Source organism: Ulvibacterium sp., assembly GCF_965228935.1.
Classification (GTDB): domain Bacteria; phylum Bacteroidota; class Bacteroidia; order Flavobacteriales; family Flavobacteriaceae; genus Ulvibacterium.
On record NZ_OZ245846.1, the window covers coordinates 4,627,546 to 4,641,747 of the forward strand.

General features: G+C 44.9%; 6 protein-coding genes. 3 read left to right on the top strand and 3 right to left on the bottom strand.

Translation table 11 applies throughout. From position 1 onward, the window contains the following. Positions 1 to 29: 29 nt before the first annotated feature. Positions 30 to 8,597 carry a T9SS type B sorting domain-containing protein gene (locus ACO06Y_RS19455; protein WP_422080705.1) on the bottom strand — a complete coding sequence of 2,856 codons (8,568 nt, stop codon included), beginning with the start codon at positions 8,595 to 8,597 and terminating at the stop codon, positions 30 to 32. 138 nt (positions 8,598 to 8,735) lie between these two features. Here ACO06Y_RS19455 and ACO06Y_RS19460 point away from each other — a divergent pair, with 138 nt between their 5' ends. Continuing rightward, positions 8,736 to 9,860, top strand: coding sequence for a PQQ-dependent sugar dehydrogenase (locus tag ACO06Y_RS19460; protein WP_422080706.1), 1,125 nt, complete (start codon positions 8,736 to 8,738; stop codon positions 9,858 to 9,860). A gap of 56 nt (positions 9,861 to 9,916) precedes the next feature. Further along, positions 9,917 to 10,321, top strand: a complete 405-nt coding sequence (locus tag ACO06Y_RS19465) for a c-type cytochrome (RefSeq protein ID WP_422080707.1) — start codon at positions 9,917 to 9,919, stop codon at positions 10,319 to 10,321. Positions 10,322 to 10,378: 57 nt separating this feature from the next. Here ACO06Y_RS19465 and ACO06Y_RS19470 read toward each other — a convergent pair whose 3' ends face one another. Together ACO06Y_RS19470 and ACO06Y_RS19475 are read right to left on the bottom strand one after the other, a co-directional pair. Continuing rightward, entirely contained in the window at positions 10,379 to 11,188 is an 810-nt protein-coding gene (locus tag ACO06Y_RS19470) for an N-acetylmuramic acid 6-phosphate etherase (protein ID WP_422080708.1), read from the bottom strand. Positions 11,189 to 11,191: 3 nt separating this feature from the next. Then, entirely contained in the window at positions 11,192 to 11,941 is a 750-nt protein-coding gene (locus ACO06Y_RS19475) for a DeoR/GlpR family DNA-binding transcription regulator (RefSeq protein ID WP_422080709.1), read from the bottom strand. A gap of 285 nt (positions 11,942 to 12,226) precedes the next feature. Between ACO06Y_RS19475 and nagB the strand changes: the two genes are divergently transcribed. Further along, entirely contained in the window at positions 12,227 to 14,149 is a 1,923-nt protein-coding gene (gene nagB / locus ACO06Y_RS19480) for a glucosamine-6-phosphate deaminase (RefSeq protein ID WP_422080710.1), read from the top strand. Positions 14,150 to 14,202: the final 53 nt, after the last annotated feature.

Here is a 14,202-nt window from a genome sequence, read left to right on the forward strand (position 1 = left end):
AATCGGATTATGGATTTTATCTAAAAGCGCTATCTGTATAGCGTAAAATGTCCTACATAACGTGTGCTTCTAGCATCGTTTTGATTTACCACATACCAGTAGTCCCCTGTTGGAAGCTCATTGCCCTCATAGGTTCCATCCCAGTTTTTTACCTGATCCAAAATCGCTACCACCCGACCATAACGATCATAAATCTTTACTTCAATATTAGGGAAGAATTCCCGCCCATTGATTACCCATAGGTCGTTATTATTATCCCCATCCGGTGTAAAGAAATTTGGGATTTCCAACATACCTGTAAATAGGAATGGAATGGGGGCAACGGCCACACAGCCATTTTGGTCTACGACCCGAACCTCAACGGTACCACTTACGTTGGTCCTATATATATTTTCCGTTCCGTAGGACTCATCATCAAAAAAGAACTCATATCCCCCAAAGCCTCCCTCGGCCGTAGCGGTAATTTCGTCCGGTCCGGTTTTTACGGCTGTAAGCGTCAATGGGTCGTAGGCATCGATACTAAATTCTACAAAATTGGTACATCCATTCTCGTGGTAGATGTAAACGGTGTGGTCACCGGGTGGTAAATCGCCCCAGGTCCTTGTGGCATCGGCTTGGGTAATATCATCAACATCCAGGGCAAACAATAGCCTTGGCAACAGGCTATTATCCAGCATTTCCACGGTAGCGGTACTATTTGGAAAAATGCCTTCACAGCCATATTGTACTATAGGTTCTGCGGTAAGGTCCACCCCAATACCAATAGTAAATACATCAGAGGTATCACATCCATTGGCATCCTGAATGTATAGGGCATATGAGGCACCGCCCTGAAGGTTTTGGATTACCCCACCGTCATAAGGTGCAAACACCCCAGTACCCGTTTCATTTACAGGATCTATCATTTCGATCTTGTATTCAAAATAAGGAGTAGGACTTATTAAAGGATCATTAAAAGGTGTTCCCCCTACAATATTGAAAACTACTGTACCATCGTTGGCCCCGATACATAGTTCAGGAGTAGTCTGCAAATTACTTATCTGCAAGGTAGGTGGTTCTATTACCGATATGACATCCTTCTCAAAGCAACCATTTTCATCCTGGATCAAAATCTCATAATCCCCTACGGCCAGTTCGTCGAAGGTATATATACCAGGAGTCGCCGGGTCACTAAAGAATTCATTAAAATTCGGTTCTATGGCAAATTGTATCAAGCCTACTCCACCGCTGGTGACCTCAATGGTAACAGTTCCGTCTTCCTCGCCGTTGCAGGTGACCGGTGTAGAATCTGCCGTAAATAGTATAGGTTCCGGTCTAACGATTTCAAAAGGGCCGGCTATGTCACTACAGCTTGCTCCACTGGTTACAGCAATATAATAATCTGTACCCTCCGGCAGGCCTTCAAAAGTACCATTCGCCTGTGGCCCCCTAAACAAGGTGGCCGTAGCTACAGGACTAAAGGCATCCTGGGGATCGCCATTATACAAGTAGAACAAGTCGTTACCTACTCCACCATTTACGAAAGACTCTATCCTACCATCCAATTCAGAAGCACAGGAAATATCGTCCGGCAAATTGGGCAATAGGGTAATGCCTGTGGCATCGGTCATGGTAATCCCATTGGAGCGTACAGCCAAACAGGTGTTGGCCGCATTCTTTTTACGGACATCAAATTGATACGTAATCCCAGCATCCCCGGGAAAACGTTGTGAAGTACCCGTCATATCCTCATAGGGACTTACTACCACACCATTTTCAACCCGTTGAAATTCGTAAGTAAACAAGGGATCTGGGTTTTCTATCCTTAGCTCTATCTCGCCTTGACCCCCACAACCCGGTACTCTGGTCTGTACCAGCCTAGGTTCTACAGGTGGAGGTGGACTTACAAAATAGGGTGGGGTCACAAAAATACAGTCATAGCTGGATGATACCTCAATGGCATACCAACCGCCACTTATGAAACCACCACTGGCCCCAATGAAAGTAGGGGAGCTTTGCAAACCACTGGTGGAGGCTATATCCGTATTGTCATTACTATTCAAATACAATAACCTATAATTGTATCCGGCGCCAGCTACTCCACCGGTTGCACCGGCAATAGCAGTGGAAGCATCTCCTGTACTGGAATCATAAGCTTCCAAAATGGCATTGTTACCATTAGGACAGACCAAAGCCTGAGGTTCCCGAATACCTGCATCGATTTGTGGGACTATAGGTAGATTGATATCGAACGTATCCGTACAATTTTCAACATCTTGTATTTCCACTCTATAATCGCCACTGGACAAGTTCTGAAAATCGCTACTAGCGGAAAAAGCTACTACTTCTTGATAGCCCGAACCGTCATCACGTAATAATCGATATTGATATGGAGAAGAATCCCAACCTCCGGTTCCAGTAGCCTCTATTCTACCCGTATTATCATTACAACTCACGTTGCCGATTTCTACGGCGGTTACATCTAAAGGACCATTTGGTGTACGTATTGTGGCCGAATTACTATCGGCAGAACAGAAAGGCATGTCCAGGGAAATGACCTCTACAAAGAAATTTCCACCAGGAAGTCCTGGAATGTTTTCAGGGTTGTTGGCCGTATTCAAAGTTCCTGTTGCCAATATGGTTGTCTTCCCCGGATCGCTTCCACTATAGACATTATAGGTGTATTGCCCTATGTAATCGGTCACTTCGATGGAAAGTTCCCCATCGCTTGCACCAAAACAACTTACGGGTTTCGCCTCGGCAATGACTACTGTAGGTTCAATAGGTTCATCAACCGTATGCACGGGCATGGGGTATGCACAACCACCAATATTATCTTGGACCTCCAACAAATAATCTCCGGCTGCAGGCAAGAATATGTCCACATAATCATTACCTAGTGTATTGGTCCACGGTCCGGCAGCAACGGCAGAGATTGCGCTAACCGTAAAATCCGTTGTCCCGATTACCTGAATTCTAACACGTTCATCATCCCTACAATTTAGTGGGTCTATTTGAATTATGGAAGGTACCACATCGGTAGGAGGATTAATCGGTGGCAAGGTAAACTCGTCCCTACATCCGTTACCATCAATGGCGTACACCGTAATGTTTTGAACCGACCCATTATCCACGATTTCAAAAGTAGGCAAAGTTTGATAGTTGGAATGCCCGGTAATACTATATTGGTATCCACTTCCAACAGTTCCGGGGTCAACCACGGTAGTCGTGATGGTAGTTGAGCTAAACCGATTTGCACCCGGTTCGCAGGCAAAATCGGGAGCACTGGCCGTTATGGAAAAAACGGGAGGCTCATCTATTTGGATGTTCGGGGCCGTTACCGTACAATTTCGGGCGGAACGAACAACAACATCGTAATTCCCTTGTGCAAGTCCTGTAAAGGAACCTGAACCGTTCTGTTGTATAATGGGACTGGTTGTTCCCGCGTTGTAGAGCGTATACTCTATAGGGCCATCTGCATCCGTTCCTGGTGCCAGTATAATATCGATACTACCGTCATTAGCTCCATTACAGGATATATCGTTTTCCAAAACCGCACCTATAACGGGCACTATGGCCTGATCCAGGTTAATATTGCTTACCGTAAAGAAACAGAAGATGGAACCATCGAATACAATATTATCCGTTACCGTAACCTGATAGCTGCCGGGCAGCATATTTGTGAATACCGGATTATTGGTCTGAGAGATATTGACCCCACCTCCCAAATAGTCAGTTCCTGTAAGATCGAAATCAAAATCCCCACTTCCCCCTACTGTGGAAATCGTGATTACCCCATCAGCGGCATTACATGTGGAAAGCGTGGAAAATCCACCCGAGGCTGAGAGAAATTCATACACCGTGGCAGTGCCCTGACTAGTACAGCCATCCGCATCCACTACATCCACGATATAATCCCCAGGAGTACTCACATTGAACGTGTATTCAAATAATGTACCGGCCAGGTTCAATACCCCTAATTGGGTATCACCTCCCAAGGTAAACCTTGGGGTATCCAAGGTAGACGGAACCTGTACAACAATATCAAATGAGGTGGAGGTTACGTCACATTGATTTTCCACGATAAAAGTCGGTGTGGGCAATGCAGGGGACAATGGTATAATCTCCGCAATGGCAAAGGAAGTACATCCGCTAGAGTCCATAACGTATACATCGTAACTGCCCGCGGGCCCTGTAAATGTTGTCGTTGTACCAAAGTCACCCGGAGTCGGAGGAACCGAAACGGGCATAAAGGCAAAGGTATAGGGCCCCCCGGCCCCACCACTTCCCTGTACGGTAATTGCACCATCCGCATTACAGTTGGCAGGGGTAAGGTTCAAAATATCAATGGATGGTAAATTTTGGTCAATAATCACACCTGTAGCATCCGTACAATTATCCGTTAAATTAGTTACTATGATTTGATAGTCACCTGGAAGTTGTAACGTATTGTCCACAAAGGGATCAGCCACAGTAGTCACTGGGTTATGGAGATCTATTCGCGTGCCATCACCATTGTTCAACAATTCAATTCGCAAATCATCCCCAATGGCAAACCCGCTAATGGTATAAATAATCTCCCCATTGCGATTTGCATCACAGAAACCTGCAGTGGAGACCGCGGATACATCCAAGGGAGTTGGACCATCAATCGGAGGTATTTCTTCCAAATACACACAATTAGTTCCCAGATCGGTTACCTCTACAGTGTACGTCACCCCGTACTGTAATCCCGAAAACGTATGTCTTCTAGGTGGAGAATTGGGCGTCACAGGGGGCAATGGGTCATTCTCCAAACGAATTAGGAAAGGACCAACCCCTCCAATGATTTCGACCGTATTACTAAAACCGCTAACATTACATACTGGGACAACGGGATCCGGTACTACATCCAAAGTAGTTTGGACCACCGTTACGGTATCCGTATCCCTACAACCTAGAGCATCTACTGTCACCACGGTATAAATTCCTGGTGATAAATTGCTAAAAGTTTCGCTGGTGCTTGAGGTTGGACCGATTCTGGATAGTTCAACCCCAAACTGATCTTGTAATATGTAGGTAAAGTCCGGGGTGCCTCCTGTTACACTGGTAACTTGAATACTACCTTCAACTACTCCACTGGAACAGGTTGCCAAAACCGGCGATACTGTCGTATCCGGTGGTGGGGTGCCGTCCAGAGGGATAGGAACCGAGGCGGGAAGCGTTTCACATCCTCGGGCATCCCGTACAAGATAAGGATAGGTATTCCCGGCGATAAGGTTTGAAAAGGTGGACTGAGTACCAAAGGGTCCGCCGTTAAAACTAATTTCATAGGGAGGGACGCCACTTGCGGCATCCGGGATTATGGTAACAATGCCGTTATTGGCTTGCCCACAGCTTGCAGGGGTAACATTTACGGTTGCCGGGTCAATGAAAATTGGCGGATCAAGTATTATAGGTGCTGATAAGGCCGTACACGCACTATTAGTAGTGTTGTTATCGGATACACGGAATACATAGGTTCCATCTGTAGCGGTATCGTACAGGAAGTTATTGGATGCCAATGGGATAGGGGCGCCAAAACTTACCCCATTGTCCGAACTGACTTCATATTGCTTTGGGCCTGCCCCAGAAGTGTAACCTCCGGTTACCACTACCCTAATCTGGCCGGGTGCCCCTCCACACGGAATTTCGGTCTCAATACTTGCGCTAACCCGTAGTTGCGGGTTGATGGTCACATTAACGGTATCGCTACAGTTATTTCCATCTACTACCTCCACGGTATAATTACCAGGTGCTATTCCCGTAAATACAGGGCTTGCCTGTAACGGCCCGCCATTGATTCTATATTGATGACTCGCTAGTGGTGCGGTACCTGCGGTAGAGGTGACGGCAACCGTAGCCCCCGGACCAGGCACATAGCAAAAGTCCGAAACCACCGGGTCTAATGCTAATACTGGTGCATCTATGGGGGTAAGGTCAAATTCAAAGGTAGCCGTACACCCTTCGGAATCTTCTACTATTAAAGTATAAACATCCAATGGATCCAATGGATCCGTTCCTTGGCTAAGATTTCCGAAAGTAGGGCCGGATTTTGGCCCTATCGTAGTAGCCCCTCCAGGATATATCAAAGTATACCGATTACCACCCCATCCACCTGAAGGGTTGGCCACTACCCTTCCCAAGTTGTTATTAGCACAACTCATGGGCGTAATCGTACCTGTCAAGGTCAATAAGGAAGATTCCTGTATATCAAAAGAGGCCGTATCGGTACATCCAGTATCCACATCGGTTACCGTAATCGTATAGGTTCCGGCTCCAGAAGGCGGTAGAATGACCTCTCCGTCATTTTGAGGCCCCCCTGTAAAAAGTCCGCCATTAATATCATACGTATAGTTATTGGCAAATCCATCGATCAAAAAGGTACCTGAACCATCAGTAGCGCCGTTACATACCCTTAAGTCTCCACCTGATTTTACCCGGGCTCGAATAGAGCTTATCAGGGCAGGGCTAAATCCTTCCTGATAAATACAATTATTGGCATCCGTAATTTGAAAGATATAGGAAGTTGTTGTGCTCAAGCCTACAAAGGTATCGCTGGCCCCATTATCCAATGTTATGGGGCTTATTATGGAGTAATTGACTATAGGTGCGTTGCTCGTGGGAACCAACTGTACGTCCGATGTACTAGTCGTACAGTTACTATTACTTTGTACAAAATCGAGGTCCGTTGGAGGATCCACATCCAAAATGGTTATTGGGGCAAGTTCTAAACGACAACCGCCCCCATCTTCGATAATTGGGGTATAGGTACCCGGTACCAAACCGGGATAGGAAAGCGTCGTCGAAAAATTCAATCCATCAATACTGAACACATAGCCACTTCCCGAACCTCCGGAAAATGGGCCGACAAAATCGATCTGTCCCCCATTTGTACCCCCGGAACCGTCACAGGTACGGTCCGAAATTTTCGTTGCGGATCCCACAATAGGTCCCACACCGGTCACCGTGATGCTATCCGGTGTCCCATCATCGTCGGAATCAATGTCCAAAATACAATCAAATGTACCCTGTTGATAACGTACTTGAGGGCTATACGTACCATCCGGAACCGGTAAAACCGGGTTTGTATCCCAGGGATCGGCCGGATCTGCCCTAAAGGAAAGATTGTACCCATTGGCATCGATGACGTTAATATTTATCCGGTTTCCTCCATTGGTACAATCGCCGTCCACTCCGGTAGCGGTGATATCGGGAGGATCTAATTCCGAAACATTGGCGGAGGCATTTATCGTACATCCATTGCTGTCGGTAATAACAAAATCATAAGTACCTGCCGAACTGACCCTAAATTCAGTCTGGGTATTATAGGGATACGGTACCGGCGTAGGCACAGGCGCAATTCCATTGACCGTAAAGGTATATGGAGGAGAGCCTCCCGAGGTACGCACAATAATAGGGATATCGGCAGGGCTACAGCTAGGGTCGGTATTAAAACTTTCATTTACCTCCGTGGAGGCATCCAATGGTGTAAGTCCATTACCAATGACTATGGGATTGCCCCCTGTATCCAGGCTTTGCCTAGGGGGGGCAATACCATTTAATGGATCCCCTGTACATTGCTGTGTTTCCACCTGTACGATATAGGTTCCAAAACCCACGGCAGAAAAGGTATAGGGATTGTCCGGTATAAAGGCCGTAAACTCCTGGGCCACACCACTCGAATTAAGCAAGGTATACTTGAAAGGCCCCGGAACATTATTGGCCGTTACCGTTATGGTACCGGTATCCCCTGCACAAAGGGCATCGGTAAAAGTAACATCGATATCAATATCCAATTGATCAATGGTTATGGGCTGATATGGATATTCACATGTATTTGGAGTATTTCTTAATCGGGCCTTAACGATATACGTTCCAGGGTTTAGGTTATCAAAGATAGGGCCTTGCCATGGTCCAAATCCGCTCCCATCATCTATACTGAATTCGTAGGCGCTCGAAAGATTGGTCACTTGAATTCTTCCCGGTACCCCGCAGATAAAGTCGTTTTTTACAAAGGTTTGGGTAATGGTACTTTTCTTTACCTTGAAATAGTAGCTGGTGCCATCGGCAACAACCCTGAACTCGGCACCGGTAGTAGCAGGAATACTGCTTGCCGTTAAATTGAAGGTAGAACCTGTAGCTACCTGTGTGTAACAGCTTGTATTGGTATTTGGACAGTCTTCGTTGATATCGGGCGAGCAGCTACCGTTTAGGATCTGCCACGAAACCGAGCCCGGACTTCCGGACAGTGAAATTATTCTATCGTCGGAATCCCCACAAAGGTTGAACCTTGCTACGGTCAACCCATTGGTACTACAGCCTACTTCCTCATCCGCCCCTTGGATAATGGTCATAAACATGGGAGGAGCGGCTAATTCCCCGGAAATGGCATTCTTGGCATTGTAGGAGTCGGAAGTCTTGAGTGTAGAGGTTTCGACCTCGGAATCCCCTGTCTCTGTATTAGGTTTTTCCAATACGGAAACAACATCACTTATAAAACTATAAACTTTTGTATTTGCTACGGCCGATGTACATACTACTGACAGCGCTATCAATAGTAAGGCATACAAGGTATGCCGTGGTTTTCTTGGGAGCATAGGTTAAGTAAAGTTTTGGCAAGAATATGCATGATTTGGGATCAGAATATTCTCTAGTGTAATTGTTTAAACTTATATTTTCTATTTATCTTTAGACAAAATTGATACCTTATTAATATTTCTTTCTAACGTGAAATTATGAAAAATAGTATTGTATGCCTGTATTTAATCGTTGTAACGCTCAATTTTTCTTGTGCTCAGGATGCTGAAAATCAGGTAAATGATCCTTCGGAAATTCCCTTTACGGCCGAGCTTTTAATCGATGGACTACAGATTCCATGGGGCATGGCCTTTCTTCCTGATGGAAGTATGTTAGTGACCGAAAAATCCGGTGAAGTGATTCACTTCAAGGATGGGAAAAAGACGGAAATCGGTAATGTTCCCAAGGTATACCAAAGAGGTCAAGGTGGACTTCTTGATATAGAACCCCATCCAGACTATGAGGATAACGGATGGCTCTATATCACCTATTCCTCCGAAGAAGGCGGTGATAAAGGAGGAAATACCGCATTGATCCGGGCCAAACTGACCAACAATGCATTAACGGATATTGAATTATTGTACAAAGCGGTTCCAAATACAACAAAAGGACAACATTTCGGTTCGCGTATCGTATTTGACAATGAAGGCTATCTTTATTTTTCGGTAGGTGATCGGGGCAATCGCGACGTAAATCCACAAGATATTAAGCGGGATGGGGGTAAAATTTATCGCTTAAAGGATGATGGCAGTATTCCCGTTGACAATCCCTTTGTAAATAACAACGGTGCCAAAACGGCTGTTTTTAGCTATGGTCATCGAAACCCCCAAGGTTTGGCCAAGCATCCCGAAACAGGTCAAATATGGGATAACGAGCATGGGCCAAAAGGTGGCGATGAGATCAATACGCTGAAAAAAGGGGCCAATTATGGATGGCCCGTAATAACCTATGGCATAAACTATAGTGGTACCCCAATTACGGATAAGACCGAAATGGAAGGGATGGAACAACCCTTACATTATTGGGTACCCAGCATAGGGCCAAGTGGTATGGCCTTTGTTAGCACGGACAACTATGGAAGTTGGAAAGGGAGCATATTGGTCGGTTCCTTGGCCTTTCAATATTTGGAGCGATTGGAACTCAATGGTAACAAGGTAGTAAATCGAGAAAAGTTAATGGCGGATATAGGCCGTGTCCGGGATGTAAAAGAAGGGCCGGACGGGTTGATATACGTTTCCGTTGAGGGCAAGGGAATTTATAAATTGGTACCGAAAGGCAGTTGATATCCTTATTTTCCCAAAATACTCTTTAGGCCTATGAAATCATATCCCTCATTTTCTTGAAAACCTTTCTTTTCATGTATTTTGCCGGCATCACTGGCCTTTTCCTGTTTTTGTTTCAAGATAAGGAATTGGAAGAAAGTATGCGGCGTGGAAGCGAAATCTACCAGGATTTTTGCATCACTTGCCACCAAGGATCGGGCGAGGGTGTTGCCAACACTTTTCCGCCCTTGGCCGGTTCGGACTATTTATTGACCTATCGGGAAGAAAGCATCCGTGGTATTAAATATGGACAACAGGGTGAACTAATGGTCAATGGGGTTATGTACAATAACACTATGCCGCCAATGGGACTGGAAGACGAGGAAATTGCGGACGTCATGAACTTTGTTCTGAATTCATGGGGAAATACCTCGGATGAAATGGTTACTACCAAGGTAGTTGAATCGATTTTGGAAAACTAATTCAGTGCAATCCTCGAGGTCGAGTATAACTCTACGCCCTTCTGGGAAATCTCTACATCAGCTTTCCGCTTCCAATGCTTTCTTAACGGAACCGTATTTTTCAAGCAATTTTTTAGCTTCATCATAGTCCACGCCCAACCCTTCGGATACGTAACGTGTACCCCTATCAACTAATTTAGTGTTGCTAAGTTGCATATTCACCATCTTGTTCCCCTTTACCCGGCCAATTTTTATCATAAGTGCGGTCGAAATCATATTCAGGGCCAGTTTTTGGGATGTACCGCTTTTCATTCGTGTACTTCCTGTTACGAATTCGGGGCCTACATTAATTTCAATGGGAATATCCGCTTCCACGGCCAAAGGTGAACCTGGATTGTTGGTGATTCCTGCTGTTAAAAGACCATTGGACTTCGCATCCAGGATACCCCCAATTACATAAGGCGTAGTGCCAGATGCAGCGATACCTACCACAACGTCATTTTCGTTCATATCAAAGGCCATGAGATCTTTCCAGGCTTGTTGGGTATCGTCTTCGGCATGCTCTACCGATTTTCGTATGGCAACGTCTCCCCCGGCCATTAGACCAATGACCCGTGTATGTGGCATTCCATAGGTAGGCGGAATCTCAGAAGCGTCCAAAATTCCCAATCTACCACTAGTTCCCGCACCGATATAAAAAAGCCTTCCCCCCTCTAAAAATCTAGCGGCCAATTCATCTACCAACTTGGTTATCTGAGGAATGGCTAAAGCGACTGCTTCGGCTACTTTTTGATCTTCTTTGTTCATATGGGTCAGGATGGATGTTGTATCCATTTGTTCCAAATGGTCATAGTTCGAAGGGGTCTCCGTAATTTTTTTGTACTCCATGGTTTAAAGTATACGTAAATCGTGGTTTCTAAAAAGGTTCAAAAGATTGTTTTCGGGATCCAGTTCCGTAATCATGGTATCAATAGCGTTGATATCGCATGTTTTATAGCGATGTTGAGAATTTAACTTTTCGGAAATGGACAAAAGTACCGTTTTTTTTGAAGACTTAATCACTGCTTTTTTGACTTGGACAATGTCCCAATCAAATTCTGTCAGTCCATATTGGGAATCGACATAGCCGGTTCCGATAAAACTATAATCCACCCGAATCTCCGATAGATTATGAATTGTACTGGATCCAACTGAGATTTGGCCATCTTTGGAAATTTCACCACCAATAAAAATAACCGTGGTGTTTGGTTTGGAAATCAGCTCCATGGCCACGGGTAGGCTTAAGGTAAAACAGGTGAGTTGGAGTTTGGCCGGTATCAATCTGGCCAATTCCATACAAGTGGTTCCCCCATCAATAAAAATGACACCCCCGTCCTTTAGCAGGGTTACTGCCTTCTCAGCAATTTTGATTTTACGATCGAGCGCATAGACATTTGCACTTCGGGTACTGCTACCAATAAATCCTAGGGAAACAGCTCCCCCATGGACTTTTCTCAACTTGTTTTCAGCATCAAGTTCCTTAACGTCCCTTCGTACCGTATCGATGGAAACATCCAAAATTTCAGCTATATCGGTCAATTGCACCCTGTTGTGCAATTCCACCTCATTCAATATAGTCCGTTGTCTTTCCTCTTTTAGCATAAAAAAGCAGGTACGATTACATTTTACGGCAAAGATAAGAAATAAAACAATATGCCGTTTTTTACTGTTTTTAAAGGTTTTTGATATTAAAAAACTGTAAAAAAAGTATTAAATAATATTAATTATAGCAAAAAACAGCAAAAAAAATTGCAAAATACCGCATACATATATTTTATTTATTACCTTTGCGGCAATGCAAATATCACTAGGGAACATCGACCACGATACAACAATGGAAAGCAAAAACAATCGCAAATAAATGGACTTGAAAAATTAGCTAAAACCATGATAGAAATCAATAAAAAGGATATATCCTATAAACCAGCGGGTCAGTTTGAGGAAACACGTTTTGAAAGAATCCACAACGTAATTTTTGAGAGCTCCGATGAAGCTTCCGCCAATGTAGCGGAGGAAATTGCCGAGTTGATTCGAAGAAAGCAATCCAAAGGAAAAGCCTGTGTATTGGGTCTTGCAACGGGATCCTCTCCAATCCGTGTTTACGATGAACTGGTCAGGATGCATAGGGAAGAAGGCTTGAGCTTTAAAAATGTAATTACCTTCAACTTGGACGAGTATTTGCCTATGGACAAGGAAAATAGGCAAAGTTATTTCCATTTTATGCACGAACAATTGTTTGACCATGTGGATATATTACCGAAAAACATCAATATTCCGGATGGGATGATATCGTCGGAAAGAACCAAGGAATACTGTTTAGCCTATGAACAGAAAATAAAAGATGCCGGAGGTATCGATTTCCAGTTACTTGGAATAGGCCGAACGGGTCACATAGGTTTTAACGAACCGGGCTCGCACTATAATTCCGGTACCCGGGTAATTACCTTGGACCATATTACGCGAGTGGATGCGGCCCCCGCATTTCTGGGTATTGATAATGTGCCCCGAAAAGCCATTACCATGGGAATTGCCACAGTTAGAAATGCACGAAGAATAGTGCTTTTAGCCTGGGGACAAAACAAGGCTGGTATTGTAAAAAATACTATTGAAGGAGAAATATCCTCCCATGTTCCAGCAACCTACTTACAAGAACACGGGAACTGTACGTTCGTATTGGATCGAGCTGCAGGCAGTGAACTCACCAGGAATAAGACACCTTGGCTGGTAGATGAGTCATTGGATTGGACAGATGACCTCACCGCTAAGGCAGTAGTCTGGTTGTGCAGCAAGACTGGGAAATCAATCCTTCACCTAACGGACAAGGACTACAATGATAACGGCATGTCCGGCCTATTGGCCCAAGAGGATTCCTATGACCTCAACATACGCATGTTCAACCGACTTCAACACACGATTACCGGCTGGCCAGGAGGTAAACCCGATGCCGATGATACCAAAAGGCCCGAACGTGCCATACCTGCCAAAAAAAGGGTCATCATCTTTAGCCCACATCCTGATGACGACGTGATTTCCATGGGCGGAACCTTTGACCGATTGATAGATCAGGGCCATGAAGTGCATGTAGCCTATCAAACCTCCGGGAACATTGCGGTTTCCGATAAGGATGCCTTGCGATATGCCGAGATTTCCAAAAGAATATCCCCCTCCGAAGCGGTACAAACCATTATCGACTCCATCAAGTCCAAAAAAGAAAGCAGTGTCGACTCTTTAGAGGTTAGAAAATTGAAAGGTAACATCAGAAGGGGCGAATCCTATGCAGCTACTCGTTATTTAGGCCTGGATGACTCCAATGTCCACTTTTTGGACTTGCCTTTCTATGAGACGGGAACCATCAAAAAGAAGAGTTTGTCCGATGAGGATATCGAAATAATGATGGAAATCATAAAGACCGTAGAGCCACACCAGATGTATGCTGCTGGAGATTTGGCCGATCCACATGGCACACATAAAGTTTGCTTGGATGCAGTTTTTGAGGCCATGGAAAGGCTAAAATCGGAGCCTTTCATGAAAGATTGTTGGTTGTGGCTATATCGTGGTGCTTGGCACGAATGGGACGTGGACCAAATAGAGATGGCCGTTCCCATGAGCCCGGATCAGGTGCTTCGGAAGCGTAACGCCATATTTTGCCATCAATCCCAGAAGGATGGTGTCATGTTCCAAGGCGAGGATTCTAGGGAGTTCTGGATGCGTGCGGAAGAACGCAACAAAGATACAGCAGCAAAATATAACGCTTTGGGTCTGGCGGATTATGCTGCCATGGAGGCTTTTGTTCGATATAAGTTGGATTAGGGCAGGGCCTATTCACATTAAGCCCATTATTTTTGTCATTCCGAGTATAGTCT

What these genes read in the sequence shown, in the direction of transcription:
- ACO06Y_RS19455 (WP_422080705.1), bottom strand. Translation starts at nt 8,597, where the DNA reads ATGCTCCCAAGAAAACCACGGCATACCTTGTATGCCTTACTATTGATA.
- ACO06Y_RS19460 (WP_422080706.1), top strand. Translation starts at nt 8,736, where the DNA reads ATGAAAAATAGTATTGTATGCCTGTATTTAATCGTTGTAACGCTCAAT.
- ACO06Y_RS19470 (WP_422080708.1), bottom strand. Translation starts at nt 11,188, where the DNA reads ATGGAGTACAAAAAAATTACGGAGACCCCTTCGAACTATGACCATTTG.
- ACO06Y_RS19475 (WP_422080709.1), bottom strand. Translation starts at nt 11,941, where the DNA reads ATGCTAAAAGAGGAAAGACAACGGACTATATTGAATGAGGTGGAATTG.
- nagB (WP_422080710.1), top strand. Translation starts at nt 12,227, where the DNA reads ATGATAGAAATCAATAAAAAGGATATATCCTATAAACCAGCGGGTCAG.